Source organism: Dysosmobacter sp., from assembly GCF_034093755.1.
In the GTDB taxonomy this organism is placed as follows: domain Bacteria; phylum Bacillota; class Clostridia; order Oscillospirales; family Oscillospiraceae; genus Oscillibacter.
Genome location: NZ_JAXEBZ010000023.1, coordinates 1 through 14,828, shown reverse-complemented (window position 1 = coordinate 14,828; position 14,828 = coordinate 1). Strand labels below are relative to the sequence as shown.

At 57.5% G+C, this 14,828-nt stretch carries 16 protein-coding genes and 1 tRNA gene; 3 read left to right on the top strand and 14 right to left on the bottom strand.

Annotation, left to right across the window (positions count from 1 at the left end):
• Nucleotides 1–78: 78 nt before the first annotated feature.
• From SOX55_RS02890 to SOX55_RS02840, 11 genes are all read right to left on the bottom strand, one after another.
• Nucleotides 79–2,328 (bottom strand): excinuclease ABC subunit UvrA, encoded by a 2,250-nt coding sequence (locus SOX55_RS02890; protein WP_325285931.1) that lies wholly within the window; start codon nucleotides 2,326–2,328, stop codon nucleotides 79–81.
• 146 nt (nucleotides 2,329–2,474) lie between these two features.
• On the bottom strand, nucleotides 2,475–2,939 hold the full coding sequence (locus SOX55_RS02885) for a GNAT family N-acetyltransferase (RefSeq protein WP_325285930.1): 465 nt from the start codon (nucleotides 2,937–2,939) through the stop codon (nucleotides 2,475–2,477).
• Nucleotides 2,929–3,459, bottom strand: coding sequence for a hypothetical protein (locus SOX55_RS02880; protein ID WP_325285929.1), 531 nt, complete (start codon nucleotides 3,457–3,459; stop codon nucleotides 2,929–2,931). Before SOX55_RS02880 ends, SOX55_RS02885 begins: the two co-directional genes overlap by 11 nt.
• 29 nt (nucleotides 3,460–3,488) lie before the next feature.
• Nucleotides 3,489–3,686 carry a PspC domain-containing protein gene (locus SOX55_RS02875; RefSeq protein ID WP_325285928.1) on the bottom strand — a complete coding sequence of 66 codons (198 nt, stop codon included), beginning with the start codon at nucleotides 3,684–3,686 and terminating at the stop codon, nucleotides 3,489–3,491.
• 108 nt (nucleotides 3,687–3,794) lie between these two features.
• Nucleotides 3,795–4,697: an alpha/beta fold hydrolase gene (locus tag SOX55_RS02870; RefSeq protein ID WP_325285927.1), complete on the bottom strand. Its 903-nt coding sequence runs from the start codon at nucleotides 4,695–4,697 to the stop codon at nucleotides 3,795–3,797.
• A gap of 133 nt (nucleotides 4,698–4,830) precedes the next feature.
• Nucleotides 4,831–5,307, bottom strand: coding sequence for a GNAT family N-acetyltransferase (locus SOX55_RS02865; RefSeq protein WP_325285926.1), 477 nt, complete (start codon nucleotides 5,305–5,307; stop codon nucleotides 4,831–4,833).
• Between the two features lie 2 nt (nucleotides 5,308–5,309).
• Nucleotides 5,310–6,065: a response regulator transcription factor gene (locus tag SOX55_RS02860; RefSeq protein WP_325285925.1), complete on the bottom strand. Its 756-nt coding sequence runs from the start codon at nucleotides 6,063–6,065 to the stop codon at nucleotides 5,310–5,312.
• Nucleotides 6,062–7,363: a sensor histidine kinase gene (locus SOX55_RS02855; RefSeq protein WP_325285924.1), complete on the bottom strand. Its 1,302-nt coding sequence runs from the start codon at nucleotides 7,361–7,363 to the stop codon at nucleotides 6,062–6,064. Before SOX55_RS02855 ends, SOX55_RS02860 begins: the two co-directional genes overlap by 4 nt.
• Nucleotides 7,364–7,555: 192 nt before the next feature.
• Nucleotides 7,556–8,116 (bottom strand): DUF7832 domain-containing protein, encoded by a 561-nt coding sequence (locus tag SOX55_RS02850; protein WP_325285923.1) that lies wholly within the window; start codon nucleotides 8,114–8,116, stop codon nucleotides 7,556–7,558.
• A gap of 139 nt (nucleotides 8,117–8,255) precedes the next feature.
• The gene (locus SOX55_RS02845; RefSeq protein ID WP_325285922.1) at nucleotides 8,256–8,858 is read right to left on the bottom strand and encodes a DUF4304 domain-containing protein; all 603 of its coding nucleotides are present in this window, start codon (nucleotides 8,856–8,858) and stop codon (nucleotides 8,256–8,258) included.
• Nucleotides 8,859–8,976: 118 nt separating this feature from the next.
• Nucleotides 8,977–9,052, bottom strand: a tRNA-Pro gene (locus SOX55_RS02840).
• A 369-nt stretch (nucleotides 9,053–9,421) separates the two neighbouring features.
• Between SOX55_RS02840 and SOX55_RS02835 the strand changes: the two genes are divergently transcribed.
• Both SOX55_RS02835 and SOX55_RS02830 read left to right on the top strand, forming a co-directional pair.
• Nucleotides 9,422–9,667: a hypothetical protein gene (locus SOX55_RS02835; protein WP_325285921.1), complete on the top strand. Its 246-nt coding sequence runs from the start codon at nucleotides 9,422–9,424 to the stop codon at nucleotides 9,665–9,667.
• A gap of 155 nt (nucleotides 9,668–9,822) precedes the next feature.
• On the top strand, nucleotides 9,823–10,860 hold the full coding sequence (locus SOX55_RS02830) for a replication protein (protein ID WP_325285920.1): 1,038 nt from the start codon (nucleotides 9,823–9,825) through the stop codon (nucleotides 10,858–10,860).
• A gap of 251 nt (nucleotides 10,861–11,111) precedes the next feature.
• Here the strand turns inward: SOX55_RS02830 and SOX55_RS02825 are convergent, their stop codons facing one another.
• Nucleotides 11,112–11,297, bottom strand: coding sequence for a hypothetical protein (locus tag SOX55_RS02825; RefSeq protein WP_325285919.1), 186 nt, complete (start codon nucleotides 11,295–11,297; stop codon nucleotides 11,112–11,114).
• Between the two features lie 52 nt (nucleotides 11,298–11,349).
• The gene (locus SOX55_RS02820) at nucleotides 11,350–12,003 is read right to left on the bottom strand and encodes a SprT-like domain-containing protein (RefSeq protein ID WP_325285918.1); all 654 of its coding nucleotides are present in this window, start codon (nucleotides 12,001–12,003) and stop codon (nucleotides 11,350–11,352) included.
• A gap of 448 nt (nucleotides 12,004–12,451) precedes the next feature.
• Here SOX55_RS02820 and SOX55_RS02815 point away from each other — a divergent pair, with 448 nt between their 5' ends.
• Nucleotides 12,452–13,453, top strand: a complete 1,002-nt coding sequence (locus SOX55_RS02815) for an IS30 family transposase (RefSeq protein ID WP_325285917.1) — start codon at nucleotides 12,452–12,454, stop codon at nucleotides 13,451–13,453.
• A 199-nt stretch (nucleotides 13,454–13,652) separates the two neighbouring features.
• On the opposite strand, the gene metK is transcribed toward SOX55_RS02815, so the two are convergent.
• Nucleotides 13,653–14,828 (bottom strand): methionine adenosyltransferase (gene metK / locus SOX55_RS02810; protein WP_325285916.1); only part of this gene is annotated, 1,176 nt, incomplete at its 5' end.

Sequence of the window (14,828 nt, the reverse complement as noted above, 5' to 3'; positions counted from 1 at the left end):
CTCCCCGCCGTTTTCTCGACTTTCTTTGCTTTTCCGGAAAAAACAGCGGGGCGGAAACGTGTTCCGCCCCGCACAGGTTTACAGAGACCGCCGGAGATAGTCCGCCGTGATGGTCCGGCTGCAGCGCACCATCTCCTCCGGCGTGCCGGCGAACACCACCTGTCCGCCGGCGGTGCCGCCGTCCGGCCCCACGTCGATGAGCCAGTCCGCCCGCTTCATCACCTCCGTGTTGTGCTCGATGACGATGACGGTGTTTCCCCGGTCCACCAGACTGTCCAGCAGCTCCATCACCTTCCCCACGTCGGAGGCGTGGAGGCCGGTGGTAGGCTCGTCCAGCACATAGATGCTGCCCTTCCGGTTCAGGCATTTGGCCAGCTTCACCCGCTGGCGCTCGCCGCCGGACAGGGTGGACAGGGGCTGGCCCAGGGACAGGTACGGCAGCCCCACCTCCAGCATGGCGTCCAGCGCCCTGCGGAGCTTCTGATTGTCCCCGAAGAACCCGCGGGCCTCCCCGGCGGACATTTCCAGAATCTCCACAATGTTCCTGCCCCGGTACCGGCAGGCCAGGGCCTCCGGGCTGTACCGCGTGCCCTCGCAGGCCTCGCACACGGTGGTCACCGGGTCCATGAACACCAGCTCCGTCACCCGCTGTCCCCGGCCGCCGCACACCGGGCAGCCGCCCTTGCTGTTGAAGGAGAACAGAGACGGGTCCGTGCCGTTTTCCGCCGCCATCACCCGGCGGATCTCATCGAAAAACCCCAGGTAGGTGGCGGGGGTGGAGCGGCCGGTGGCGGTCACCGGAGACTGGTCCACCAGAATCACCCGGTCGGCGTACTGCTTCGCGAACACGTCCCGGATGAGGGAGCTTTTGCCGGAGCCGGCCACGCCGGTGACCACCGTCAGCACCCCCAGAGGGATGTCCGCCGACACGTTTTTCAGGTTGTGGACGCAGGCGTTCCGCACCGGCAGGAAGCCCGCGGGCTTCCGGGGCCGCTCCTTCAGGGGCGCTGCCTCCCGCAGGGCGTTTCCCGTGCGGGTGCCGGAGAGCAGCAGGTCCTCATAGCTTCCCTGAAACAGAATCTCGCCGCCCTCCTTCCCCGCCAGCGGGCCCACGTCAATCACCTGGTCGGCGATGGAGATCACGTCCTTGTCGTGCTCCACCACCAGCACTGTGTTGCTCTTGTCCCGCAGGCTCTGGAGAAGTTCGGTCATGCGGTGGACATCCCGGGGGTGCATGCCGGTGCTGGGCTCGTCGAAAATATAGATCATGCCGGTGAGGGCGCTGCCCATGTAGCGCACCAGCTTCAGCCGCTGGGCCTCGCCGCCGGAGAGGGTGGCCGACTCCCGGTCCATGGAGAGGTAGGGCAGGCCGATGCCGATCATCCGGTTCAACGACGCCGTCAGGGCCTCCACAATGGTTCTGGCCCGGGGGTCCCGGATGGTCTGCAGCACCCGCACCAGCTCCGGAAACTCCATGGCGCACATCTCGTCGATGCTGTATCCCGCCACCTTGCACGCAAGGCTCTTTTCGTTCAGCCGCCGTCCCCGGCACACCGGGCAGGGCCGCTCCTCCACCAGGTACATCAGCCGCTTCACCGACGCCTCCTTCAGATTGGAGGTGTCCCGGTTGATGAGCATGCGGTGGAGATAGTGGGACACGCCGTCCACCTTTTTGCTGAGCCGGGGGCCGTCGGGGGTGTCCGCGCCGTAGAGCAGGCGGCAGCGCTCCTGCTCCGTGAAGTCCTTCCACTTCTTGTCCAGAGGGAACAGGCCGGACTCGGCGTACTGCTTCCAGTACCAGTTGCCCACGTGGAAGGCCGGCAGGTCCGCCATGCCCTCCTGCCACGTCTTTTCCGGGTCGATGCGGCTCTCCACGTCCACCGTCATCACCTTGCCGATGCCGGAGCACTCCGGGCACATGCCGTTGGGATCGTTGAAGGAGAAGTAAGAGGCGGTGCCGGCATAGGGCTCCCCGATGCGGGTGTACAGCAGCCGCAGCGCGGCGTACATGTCGCTGATGGTGCCCACGGTGGACCGGGCGTTGCCCCCCAGCCGGGACTGGTCCACAATGACGGAGGCGCTGAGGTTCTCAATTCCCTCCGCTTTGGGCTTTTCGTACTTGGGCAGCCGCCCCCGCATAAAGGCGGTGTAGGTCTCGTTCATCTGCCGCTGGCTCTCGGCGGCGATGGTGTCAAACACGATGCTGGACTTGCCGGAGCCGGAAACTCCGGTGAATACCACAATCTTCCCCTTGGGAATCCGCAGGGAGATGTTTTTCAGGTTGTTCTGCTGCAAACCCTTCAGGACAATGAACTCCTGGGATGCCATAGGCACGCCTCCTTTTTCTTTTCTCCTTCTGATCATACGCCCTTTCCGGGGCGGATTCTCGACGTTCCTTGCCAAAAAGAGGACACGCCGCTGCCGGCAGCGGCGTGTCCGTGTTCCGATTACAGGGGCCGGCGGGCCGTTCCCGGTCAGGCTTCCCCGGCCGTTCCCTCCTCAAACCGCATGGGCGTGTAGCGCAGCCCGTCGGTGAGCCGCTCCGTGTCCGTGGGGACAAAGCCCAGGCGGCGGTAGACCTCCACCGCGCCGGGGGCGGCGTTGACGGTAAAGACCTGCCGGGCGTAATCCCGGCGCATGGACTCAAACAGGCGCCGGCCGATACCCCGGCGGTGATACGCCCCGTCCACAAAGAAGTCGGCAATGTGCTGGGGCGGGCGCATGCACAGGACCCCCACCAGCGTCTCCCCGTCAAATGCTCCGTAGAACCGCAGGCTCCGGGTCCGCTCCCCGTCATCCAGACTGGCCCGGAAGGCGGCCACCCCCTCCGCCGGATACTCCGGGGCGTCAAACTCCAGAAACACCCGCCAGCACAGCTCCAGGGCCGCCGGGTATTCCTCCGGCGTCAGAGCGCGGACGGTGCAGCTGTCAGCACACACGGCTGCACTCCTCCAGCTCCGCGCCGCAGCGGAAGATCAGGGAGGCCAGAATCAGCACGACACCCAGGGTGACGCTGAACCGGTTCCCCCAGTCCCCGGCCCCGGAGACGCCGAACACCTCCCGGAAGGCGGAGGCCAGAACCACCGCCGCCAGGGGCAGGGCGATGGTCCAGATGCCCAGATACCTGATCTGCTCCGCGCCGTCCCGGGTAAAGGGGGTGCCGTCCTCCTGCTCCTGACGGAAATACCGGAAGGACAGCAGGAACAGCGCGCCGTCCGTCAGGGCGAACACCAGCTCCGACAGCAGCACGCCGGTCATCTGGTTCAGGGTGCTGCTCCGGGTCATCACCAGCAGCGTCTCCCGGCTCACGCCCGCCACGCTGACGCCGGAATACCACGCGAAGCCGCACAGCAGGCCGGCAGCCGTGACGGCGGCCCACAGGAAAGACAGGATCATGGCCGCTTTTGAGAGAATCTCAAAGACCCGGAAGGTCTTCTGCACCCTGTTCAGACTGTTCATACCTGTTTCCCCCTCCCAAAACGCTCATCTCACAGGCTGCCGCCGGGGTCCCGGGGGATCACGATGGCAGCCACAATGTACGCCAGAATCCCGCTGCCGCCCATGGCGCACAGCAGCACCCAGGCCAGCCGGATCAGCGTGGGGTCCACGCCGAAATACTCCGCCAGACCGCCGCACACGCCGTCCAGCATCTTGTCCTTGTTGGATTTGTAAAGTCTCTTGCCCATCTTCGGTTCCTCCTGTTTCTGTTTTTCAGGTTTTCTCTCAGCCTGTTCTGATTCTACCCCATTCTCCGCCGGGGCGATAGGCCCGTTTTGCAGGCGGATGTGTCGGATTTATAGACCCAGCAGCTCCCACACCAGCGCTTCGTCCGTCAGGTGGATGTAATGGCTGCTGTGCTCCGCCCGCACCGGCGTGCCATGAGCGGCGCAGACGAGATAGGATTCCATCAGCCGCTGCCACAGTGCCTCGATCTTCCGGGCCTGAGCCTCCGACGCCCCGCCGTAGTCCCGGATCTCCCGCTGGGCGATCTCGGAGCTGTGGGTCACCAGCACCACCGGAATCGCCGGGAAGCGCTCTTTGTCCAGCAGGCCCGTCAGGTTCTCCGCCTCGTGGGCCGCGGCGTACTCCGCCAGCGCCGTCTCATAGGTCCGCCGGCGGCTCAGCAGGTCCAGAATCTCCCGCTTCTCCCGGCCGGAAAACCCGTAGCAGCACACTGGCGGCGCGCCGGCCATGGTGCGGCGCACCAGCCAGCCCAGGTGCAGCCGGGTCAGCTTTTCGCTGAGCCGCAGCCCCGCGGTTTTATCCGCTCCGCTTCTGCGGAACTCCTCCTCCGTCAGCTCCAGCCGGAAGCGGTAGTCCTCCGGGGACAGGGGGTCCAGCAGCACCAGCCTGTCCACCAGCTCCGGGTACTTCCGGGCAAACTGCCAGGCGTACAGGCCTCCCTGGGAATGGCCCAGAAGGGTGATCCTGCCGGCGTGGCCGGTCTCCTCCAGCAGCTCCCGCAGCTCCGAGGCGATGTGCTCCGGCGTGCGCTCCAGCGACGACGGGCCGCTTTCTCCGTACCCCGCCCGCTGATACACCAGCACCGTGTACCGCTCCGCCAGCTTCTCCGCCATAGGCCGCCACTCCGCCATGGAAGCGCACAGCCCCATTTCAATCACCAGATCCACCGGGCCGCAGCCGTGGATTTCAAAGGCCAGCTCCGCGGTGGAAACCCGGGCCGTTCCGCTTGTCATAACATCCGCTCCCTTCTCATCCGGTGTGCCCCGGATGATTGTATTTTAACGGAATCATTCCCGGGAGAATAGGCCGGTTTTGCAGGCGGATGTGTCGGTTTTCGATACTTTAATACAAAACGAAACGGAGGCCTTACGCCTCCGTCTCGGGGAAGATGTTCCTGTTTCCGGGCCGCCGGAACTCCTGGACAGGGCTGCCGAACTCCTCCGTCAGCCGCCCCTCCTCAAAGCCCATCCGCTTGTAAAACGCCCGGGCCGCCGCGCCCTCCGGCACCCCCGCCCGGTAGGTGGTGACGGTGATCTCCCGCTCCGGGCCCAGCAGCGCCAGCATGCGCTCCACCATCCTCCGGGCGATGTGCCGCCGGCGGCAGCTCCCGTCCACCGCCAGAAAGCACAGCTCTCCCGCCTCCCGGGAAAACAGCAGCGCGCCTTTCACTGCTCCGCTCTCCGCGGCGCAGATGGCCTCCTGCCGGGCCATGAAGGAGCGCACTGTGTTCCGGTGCTCCTCCATGGCCTCCCGGGTCTCCAGGCCGGGAAAGCTGTCCCGCACCTGCTCCACCAGCGCCATCCAGCCGTCCAGATCCCCCGGGGCCGCCAGTCTGATTTCCATGCTCACTTCCCCTCTCCGCCCGTGCTCTCCAGGAAATCCCGCCGGTACTGGGACGGCGTCACGCCCTCGTTCTTTTTGAACACCTTGGTGAACACCCGGTAATCCCCGTAGCCGGACTGCTCCGCCACCTCCGCCACCGGCAGAGGGGTGGAGAGCAGCAGCTTTTTCGCCTTCTCCATGCGGATATTGGTGAGATAGGCCAGGAAATTCACGCCGATCTCGTTTTTGAACAGCTGGCTGATATACTGGGGGTTCAGGTGAAACTGCTCCGCCAGCACGGAGAGGCTCACCTCCTCCGCCAGATGGTCCCGCAGGTACCGGGTGATGCCGGTGATGGCCCGCTCCCCCTGCTCCGCCGGCTCTTCTGCCACCCGCTGCTCAAACAGGGAGATTTTCAGGTTGTCGATGCAGCTGCCGAACTCCTCGTAGTTCACGGGCTTTAAGATGTAGTCCGTGATCTGCAGCCGCAGCGCCTGCTGGCAGTAGGAAAAATCGTCGTAGCCGGACACGATGACATAGGCGGTCCGGGGATGCTTGATGCGGCTGAGCTGAATGACCTTCAGCCCGCTCATGATGGGGATGTTGATGTCCATGATGACGATGTCCGGGCAGAGGGCGTCAATCCGGGTCAGGGCCTCCATGCCGTCGGCGGCCTCCCCCACCACCTCGCAGTCGTGGGCCTCCCAGTCAAAGAGCCGCTTGAATCCCTCCCGGATCATGATCTCATCGTCCACCAGCAGTACACGCAGTTTTTTCATTTCAATTCCTCCTGCAGCGGCAGCAGCAGATGGGCCGTCACGCCGCCTGTGGGATTTTCCGTATACCAGAGGCCGTACTCCCGGCCGCACAGCAGCTTGATCCGCTTCTGCACGTTCAGAATGCCGATGCTCCTGCCGGTGAGCTTGGGGGGCTGCTTGGCGTAATGCAGCAGCATTTCGTCAATGGCGGCCTTCTTTCCCTCCGCGAAGCCGCTGCCGGTGTCGGCCACCTGCAGCTCCATGCCCGCCGCCGTTTTCTGCGCCGAAATCCGCACCTCGCCCCGGTATCCCTTGTTTTTCAGGCCGTGGAGCAGGCTGTTTTCCACAATGGGCTGGAGAATGAAATTGGGCACCTGGGCGCCTCCCAGATCCGGGTCGATGTCATATTCGCACCGCAGCTCCGGATAGCGGCAGCACATCAGCTCCAGATAGGCCTCCAGCAGCTCCAGCTCGTCGTCCAGGTCCACCATCTGCCGGTCCACCTTCACGCTGAGCCGGAAGAAGTCCACCAGACGCATCAGCAGGTCCGCCACGGTTTTGTCCCCGTTCAGCTGGGCCTGGATGCGGATGGTGTCCAGGGTGTTGTAGAGGAAGTGGGGATTCACCTGGCTTTTCAGGTACAGCATGGACATCTTCTGCTCCGTCAGCTCCGCCCGGAGGATATCCGGGTTTTCCAGGGTCAGGTAAAACGACAGAGTCATCAGGGTGATGCCCATGCCGCTGATGAGCCAGGTATGGTGCAGCCCCTGCAGGGTGCAGACGGTGAACTCAATGCACAGCGCCGCGCCGATGACAATCTTCTTTTTCTGATTGATCTGCCGCCAGTTGACCGTCAGAAGTCCGGCGCAGAGCAGCAGATAGAAGGCGACGCCGCAATAGGGCACCAGCATATACAATCCGGAGGAGTAATTTCCCTCCGGGGTCACCGTGTAGGAGATGGGCAGCAGGAAATTCCCCAGCTCCGCCACGGCCAGAAAGATTCTGGCTGCCCGGTCCAGCCGCCGGGGCTTTCCGGTTTCCTCCTGCACCAGAATGGCGATATACTGATAGAACAGATAGATCACCAGCACCATGCTGCCCAGAAACAGCCTGTGGACGGCATCGTTCAGAAACCGCGGCACCGTCTCCAGATGATTCACGGTGTAAACCGTGACGCCGTCCAGCACCAGATGCACCAGAACCGTTACCAACAGCAGGGAAAAGGTTCTGTGCAGCTGGGTATAATGCTTCTCCGCCGAAAAGTAGATGCTCGCCACAAACACCATCACCAGAAACAGCGCAATCTCCATGCGCAGCATACGCCCTCACCTCTCTCCCCCATTGTAGCCCCTCCGCCCCCGCCGGGATAGGCCGGAAATGCAGGCCAATGTGTCTTTTTTGCAGGCTTCTCTGTCAATCCGATCTTACTATATCCGCCTCTCCCGGTCAAGAACGGCGGAAACAGGTATGACAAGAGGCGGGAGCATCTTCAACGACGCTCCCGCCTCTTGTTATCTCTTTAAATACATTTTATAGGCATGATCCATTATATGCCGGAACTGATGGTATTCCTCCCACGTAAAGCCGATGCCCGGCACCGTTTTTCGCAAGTCATTTTCCACAAAAGAAGTATAGGCGTTCAGGTAATCCGGATCATAATAAAAATCCGCAAACCCGCATATTTCGGGGCTTAAATCCTCTCTGTTCAACACGCCGTCACAGTATTGCATCAGGATCGCGGTGCCGGTCATTGTTTCGTGTTTTACTGCCTCCGCCGCCTCCAGAATATCTTCAGGAGCATCGGTTGTATAAAACCCGTTTTGAATAATCCACGTCAAAAAGAACGCTATGTGATTCGCGGCATATTCATCAATCACATCATAATCATCGGCTTCCAGCTCATCCATGGTTTTATTGAATTGCCGGCAGTATTCTTCCGCGGATGAATCCCATTGATACTTCGCTTTGTCCCACTCAAATGGTTTTATGGTTTTGGCGGGACGTCCGCCGCCGGGTTTTGCTTTCCTGAAAAAATCAAGTATTCCCATAAGAACCTCCCCGAAATCAGCCATACAGTCAAGCGCAAGGCGCCGATGCTCTCAAACCACAATCTCAATAGAAATGACAAATCCGAACACACTCCCCACCCGAATCATGCTGTTCGGGTGCCATAAAAGAAGCGGAAAACCCAGGGAAATCAGTTTTCTCCGCTTACTCCTGAATCAGGCTTTCAGGGAGTTTCAGTTGTTTTACATTTTCCCGAATCACCGCGGTCCGGCCGCTTCTGCTGCCAATGGCGCTGAGCCATTCCTGATCGTAGTCGGATACTCCGCCTGTCAGCTTTTGCCGGATCAGCCGCATGGCAATGCCGCGTTCCCTTTCCATCTTTCGGAACCAGGGAACCGCAAACAGCCCGATTGCGTCCCTGACATTGTCCATGCTTTTCCCGCAGACTGTTTCGTCCGCGAAGTCCCACCAGATATCACGGCCGCAGATCAGTTTCCCCAACCGTTCAGAGAATCCGAACACCATGAATTCGTGGGGTATGTACAGGGGCATCACGGCCAGATTCACCGTAAATGTTTTGGAACCGTAGTGTTCTTTCTGGAAGTCCATATATTCCAGCAGATCGATGCTGTTTTTCCGCACATAGGCATTGCTTTTATACTTCAAAAACCCCTGTGCGCTCATATAAGGGTCTATGATTTCTCTTTTGTGCTTTCTGAAAGCAGCGTCGGCCGCCTTTTTATCAACCGAAGCCAGCTCTTCCTCCAGCCGGATGTGGGGACGGTCTCCAGCAAGTTTGAAATTCATGACTTCCCCTCCCCGGGTAAAGGATTCCATACAGCCGGCAGGAGAGCATGCGGGCAGGGAAACCGTCAGGGCAGAAGCTCCGCCAAACAAAAATCGGCTTGCACAGCAAGCCGATTTTTGGTCCGAGTAGCGGGACTTGAACCCACGGCCTCGTGGTCCCGAACCACGCGCGCTACCAACTGCGCTATACCCGGATATGCGGTTTTCCGTGCACCGGCGCAATCCCGCCCCGATACAGCAACTTATATTATACGGAAAGGCGGCTGAGATGTCAAGGATTTTTCTCCAATTCCCGGCAGCGGACTTAAGCAGGCGGTCCCGAAGGACCGCCACGCGTTCTCAGCCCCAGGTTTCCGGTTCCGCCCGCAGGCGGGACACCCGGGACTGCAGCTGGGAAAAGCTGGTGATCTCGCTGCCGTACCGCCGCAGGCCGCTCTGCTCCGCCGCCGACAGCGTCTGGAAAAACTCGTAGGCCGACAGGTCCTGGTCCAGCAGGTGTTGATTAAATCTTTTATTCGAACAGGGGCTTAACCTGTAATTTAATCGAATAGGAGTAAATCAATATGAAAATCAAAGTCATCGGTAAGGCCCATCTTCGTGGAACTTCTAAGCGGACTGGTAACGCTTATGACTTCGTGCAGGTCCACTATAACGGCCCCGCTCGTGGTGTAGAGGGCGAAGCAGCCAAAACGCTGATGCTGGACCCGCTGTATTTCCCGCTGTCCTCCATTGTCATCGGCGCTACCTATAACGTCGATTTCGACGATCGGGGTTACGTCGTGGACTTTGTTCCCGCCAGCGGCAAGTAAGTTGTTATGGCCCCACCATGTGAGCGTTTCTTTCTTTCCCGATCACCACCATTCCCTCGTGTGGAAACCCGCCGGGCGCAGCCCGGCGGGGGCAGGGGGGTCAATATTACCCCCCTGCACTTCTGTGTTTTGTGTTTTTGTTTAGGTGGTGACATATGGTTACTTTGGATTCTTTGCGTTCACGGAAATGGTTGATTACCATTAATAATCCTGTTGATAAAGGTTTCACTCACGAATCTATTATCCAGATTATGTCCACTGTCCGTGGCGCTTCTCTTTATTGGTGCATGTGCGATGAAAAGGGCGGTGAGTGTGAAACTCTTCATACTCATGTTTTTATATATCGCGCAAATGCTTTTACGGCGGCACAAATCGCAAAACTATTTCCTAATATTGATCGTGAGATTTGTCACGGTACAACTCAGGAAAACCGGGCCTATGTCCTCAAGGATGGTTCGAAGTTCAACAAGCTGCCTGACGGCCATTATTCCTATGTGGATTCCGGCGGCAAGCGTCATTCCGGTATCAATTTCTCTGATACCTTTTTCGAGTTCGGCGAATGCCCTAATGAGCATCAAGGAAAAAGCACAGCTTCTGAGACTATCCTTCAAATGATTCGTGACGGGTGTTCAAACCGTGAGATTGTGGATTGTGTTCCTTCATCATTCAAGGACTTGGAAAAAATTGAACGTACTCGGTCTATGTATCGTGACGCACAATTTGCCAACTCTTGGCGTGATCTGGAAGTTACTTACATTTTCGGCGATACCGGCAGCGGAAAGACCCGTTCTGTCATGGATAAGTACGGATATTCTGCCTGTTATCGTGTGACGGATTACAAGCATCCTTTTGATACTTATGATGGTCAGGATGTAATCATTTTTGAGGAATTCCGTGGTGGCCTGAAACATGGTGATATGCTGAACTATCTGGACGGTTATCCGCTGTTGCTCCCTTGTCGGTATTTCAATCGTCAGGCATGTTACACGAAAGTTTTCATTATCACGAATATTCCTCCGGATGACCAATACCCGAACATTGACCCGGAATCTCGTGCTGCTTTCTTTCGTCGGATTCACAGGGTTAAACAGTTTACTGCCCGTGGTATTTCTGAGTGGTCCGGTGTACAAGCCTATTTGGACCGTTATAAGTGGGCTGAGGGTTTGCAAACTGCTGTTCCGCTCCCGCTATGATTTCTCCCTCCTAAAGCCGCCCCGGCTCGTGTTAAGCGAGTGGGGCGGCAATCAAAAAACTATCTCTTTGAAAATACACTTTCAAAGTCTATTTTGAAAATGCACTTTCAAAAGGAGTGTTGATATGAAATATAGGATTCTTGGTGTTATCGCCGGATTAATTACTATTGTTGCGGCTTTTATGTATCGGATTTTCCCTTGCTTCTCCACCACGTTGTAATAGATGGCCTGTCCGATCTCGTTTTCCATTTTCATGCGTTTTCCTCCCCGTCGTGCGGCCAGAACTTGACGCTGATGCTCTCCACATTCGGATGTGTGAAAAGGTAGGCTTCGATCCATTTCGGGATGTCCCGCAGCGGCATTGTCTGGTAATGGTTCACGATGTTTCCCGCTCCCGGAAAGTAGCAGCGGAAACTGATTGGGTATGCTTTTTTCATTGGTTGCCCTTTCTCCCCGTGTAGCCGATAGGACAGCTTTGAATGTGCACTTTCAAACCTCGATCATTTTCTCCATGCAGTCTCCGCAGAGGATATTGACTGTCTTTGTGGCCCTGACGCTGCATTTGCACTTAGGGCAAATCAGCTTTCTCGTGCTGCTTTTCTTTGGCTTCTCGTTGGTCCCGGTTGGTGTGCCGCCGTTTCCATTCTTCGCTCCTGTGCTTGGTGGTGGCGTCCAGTTGCCGCCCCGGTTGATGCTGATTTCCGTCCAGCCCTGTTCGATGATGAATTCCAGTAGCTTGTCAGACGGGTTTGTGATCGTCCATCCGTATTTCTCATGATGCCCGATGACCAGTCCCCGCCGCTCTGCTTCATCCCGGAATCTCCGATTGTGGTAGCTGCCGCCTCTGCTGCAATCCTGTACTTCGTGTGCAAGGTTGTACAGGTGTACCATCTCATGCAGCATAGTTGCGGCCACGTCCTCGATGGGCCTGTCCAGCGTCTCCGCTCCGATGTTCAATTCATGCCGCCAACTGTCTTTGCGCTTCCATGCTTTCCTTACGGTAACGTGGCCGTATGCTCCCGGTGTGCTCTGAATAGTAATAATTGGCTCCTCCAGTTCTCCGCTGAAAAACTCTTGGTTCAGTGCCCTGAACATTTTTTCAAGGTAGCCGGCCGTTCTGCTTGTCTTTGTTGTCTCTTTCATGTGTGCTCCTTTCTCCAGAATAAAGAGTGTGTGTAGCAAAGCTCGCTCGCGAGCTTTGTTGACCCCCTGCAGCCCGGAATTCTAATTGTTGTCAAGGCATTAGGGTGGAGATTCTCAACCGTAATCAGTGCGCACACTGTTTCGGTTGAGAATACTACCCGCCTTGACAACAATTCGATTTTCGGGCCATCGTCCGCCGCATGGCGGACACTCTATTCCCTCGTCCCGCCGCAGCGGTGCAGGCTTCCGTAACTGCCCAGGCCCCCGTATATTCACGCATGTTCTCCCGTGTCTCTTTTTTCTCTCAGAAAAAAATCCAGCCATTGACAAGAAACGCTGTTTTCTGATACTCTATAAGCAAGAAAAAACACCAAACCCGGTTGGGTCTGGTGTTTCTGTCATTTTATAGGCATTTTGAATCTACACTTTCAAGACAGGAGGAAAAGCTATGAAACAGTATCGGCGTATGACATATACGGATAGGCTTGTTATTGAAAAACTCTATAATTCCGGTTGTTCCTATCGTGCGATTGCTCAGCAGCTTGGTTTCTCTGTTTCCTCTGTCCATTATGAGGTAAAGCGTGGCCTGTATCTTCATCGTGACTACAAAACATGGAAAGATATTCCCCGGTATTCTGCTACGATTGCTCATGATAATGCTCAATGGCAGGCCACCGCAAAGGGCGGTTCTCTTAAACTTGGGAATAATCATGCTTATGCCTATGATGTTGCGTCTCGTTTGAAAGCTGGTGAATCTCCGGATTCTATTGTTGGTAGTATGAGGAATAACGGGCAGTGGACCGTTTCAACTGTGACACTGTATCGCTATATTGAACAGGGTTTTATTCCTGGTATCACCAACAAAAATCTTCTTGTAAAGTCTCGGTCCCGCAAGCGTCCTTATAGGAAAACTCGTGCGTGTTCTGCCCCTCGTGGTGTTTCCATCGAAAAGCGGCCAGAGCCAATAAATGAGCGTTTTTCTCCCGGCCATTGGGAGATGGACACAGTAATTGGTAAGGCGAAAGGAACGGGCCAAACGCTTCTTGTTCTGACAGAGCGTTTGACCCGTTATGAGATCATATGTAAGTTGCAAAAGAAAACTGCTTGTTCTGTTGAAAATGCACTTTCAAAAGTTATTTCTCGTTTTCCAGCAGGAACATTTAAGACGCTCACCGTTGACAATGGTACAGAATTTTCTTCGTATGAATCACTTAAATCTCTGGTTGGCGAAGTTTACTATTGCCATCCATATAGCAGCTATGAACGAGGAAGTAACGAAAATGCAAACCGTTTGATTCGCAGATTCTTCCCAAAGGGTAAAAGCATGGAACATAGGACACAAGCGGATTGTGATGCTGCCGCCCGTTTTATCAACAATATGCATCGGAAAGTTCTTGGTTATGCTACCGCCGCAGAACTCTTTGATGCATGGCAGCAAATCCTCCTATAAAATTTTTTTGAAAAAAGTGTTCGAATGGGCTTGACAATTCTCACCTGGTCCAGCAGGTCCGTCAGGCAGAGATAGTGGTAAAGCTCGTCCATATCCGTCACCTCCCGCCCTATTGTGTGCGGCGGAACGGCTGGTTATGTGACAGAATCCGCGAAAAAACGACCGGCCCGGGGCCGGTCGTTTTCGCTCTTTCTCGGTTTTACAGCTCCGCCGCGGCGGCTTTCAGAGCCTCCGCCCGGTCGGTGTCCTCCCAGCGGACGCCCAGGTCCTCCCGGCCCATGTGGCCGTAGGCCGCCAGCTGGCGATAGATAGGCTTTCTCAGGTCCAGATCCCGGATGATGGCGGTGGGCCGCAGGTCAAAGACCTTCTTCACAGCCTCTTCCAGCTTCTCATCCCCCACCGTACCGGTACCGAAGGTATCCACCAGTACGCTGACGGGCTGGGCCACGCCGATGGCGTAGGCCAGCTGCACCTGGCACTTCCGGGCCAGTCCTGCCGCCACGATGTTCTTGGCCACCCAGCGGGCGGCGTAAGCAGCGGAGCGGTCCACCTTGGTGGGGTCCTTGCCGGAGAAGCAGCCGCCGCCGTGAGGGGCGCTGCCGCCATAGGTATCCACGATGATCTTCCGGCCGGTGAGACCGCTGTCACCCTGAGGGCCGCCGATGACGAACCGGCCGGTGGGGTTCACATAGATCTTCGTATTCTCGTCCAGCAGCTCCGCGGGAATGGTGGGCTTGATGACCATGTCGATCATATCCTTGCGGATCTGCTCCAGCGTCACCTCGGGGCTGTGCTGGGTGGAGAGCACCACGGTATCCACCCGGATAGGCTTCTCGCCGTTATACTCCACAGTGACCTGAGTCTTGCCGTCAGGCCGCAGATAGTTCACAAGTCCGGTCTTGCGGACCTCGGTAAGCTTCCGGGCCATTTTATGAGACAGAGAAATAGGCAGGGGCATCAGCTCCGGGGTCTCGTCGCAGGCGTAGCCGAACATCATGCCCTGGTCGCCGGCGCCGTTATCCAGCTCGGCCTCGCCGGATTCCTTGGCCTCCAGAGACTTGTCCACGCCCAGAGCGATATCGCTGGACTGCTCGTCGATGTTGGAAATAATACCGCAGGTATCGCAGTCAAAGCCGTACTTGGCGCGGTCATAACCGATGTCCCGGATAACTTCCCGGGCGATCTTGGGAATATCCACGTAGCAGCTGGTGGAGATCTCGCCCATGATGTGCACCAGGCCGGTGGAAGCGGTGGTCTCGCAGGCCACGCGTCCGTTGGGGTCCTTGGCCAGAATGGCGTCCAGCACCGCGTCAGAGATCTGGTCGCAGATCTTGTCGGGGTGGCCCTCGGTCACGGATTCAGAGGTAAATAAGTA

Bases quoted from the DNA above. Each gene is read 5' to 3' on its own strand.
- SOX55_RS02890 (WP_325285931.1), bottom strand. From the start codon at position 2,328: ATGGCATCCCAGGAGTTCATTGTCCTGAAGGGTTTGCAGCAGAACAAC.
- SOX55_RS02880 (WP_325285929.1), bottom strand. From the start codon at position 3,459: ATGAACAGTCTGAACAGGGTGCAGAAGACCTTCCGGGTCTTTGAGATT.
- SOX55_RS02875 (WP_325285928.1), bottom strand. From the start codon at position 3,686: ATGGGCAAGAGACTTTACAAATCCAACAAGGACAAGATGCTGGACGGC.
- SOX55_RS02870 (WP_325285927.1), bottom strand. From the start codon at position 4,697: ATGACAAGCGGAACGGCCCGGGTTTCCACCGCGGAGCTGGCCTTTGAA.
- SOX55_RS02865 (WP_325285926.1), bottom strand. From the start codon at position 5,307: ATGGAAATCAGACTGGCGGCCCCGGGGGATCTGGACGGCTGGATGGCG.
- SOX55_RS02860 (WP_325285925.1), bottom strand. From the start codon at position 6,065: ATGAAAAAACTGCGTGTACTGCTGGTGGACGATGAGATCATGATCCGG.
- SOX55_RS02855 (WP_325285924.1), bottom strand. From the start codon at position 7,363: ATGCTGCGCATGGAGATTGCGCTGTTTCTGGTGATGGTGTTTGTGGCG.
- SOX55_RS02850 (WP_325285923.1), bottom strand. From the start codon at position 8,116: ATGGCTGATTTCGGGGAGGTTCTTATGGGAATACTTGATTTTTTCAGG.
- SOX55_RS02845 (WP_325285922.1), bottom strand. From the start codon at position 8,858: ATGAATTTCAAACTTGCTGGAGACCGTCCCCACATCCGGCTGGAGGAA.
- SOX55_RS02835 (WP_325285921.1), top strand. From the start codon at position 9,422: ATGAAAATCAAAGTCATCGGTAAGGCCCATCTTCGTGGAACTTCTAAG.
- SOX55_RS02830 (WP_325285920.1), top strand. From the start codon at position 9,823: ATGGTTACTTTGGATTCTTTGCGTTCACGGAAATGGTTGATTACCATT.
- SOX55_RS02825 (WP_325285919.1), bottom strand. From the start codon at position 11,297: ATGAAAAAAGCATACCCAATCAGTTTCCGCTGCTACTTTCCGGGAGCG.
- SOX55_RS02820 (WP_325285918.1), bottom strand. From the start codon at position 12,003: ATGAAAGAGACAACAAAGACAAGCAGAACGGCCGGCTACCTTGAAAAA.
- SOX55_RS02815 (WP_325285917.1), top strand. From the start codon at position 12,452: ATGAAACAGTATCGGCGTATGACATATACGGATAGGCTTGTTATTGAA.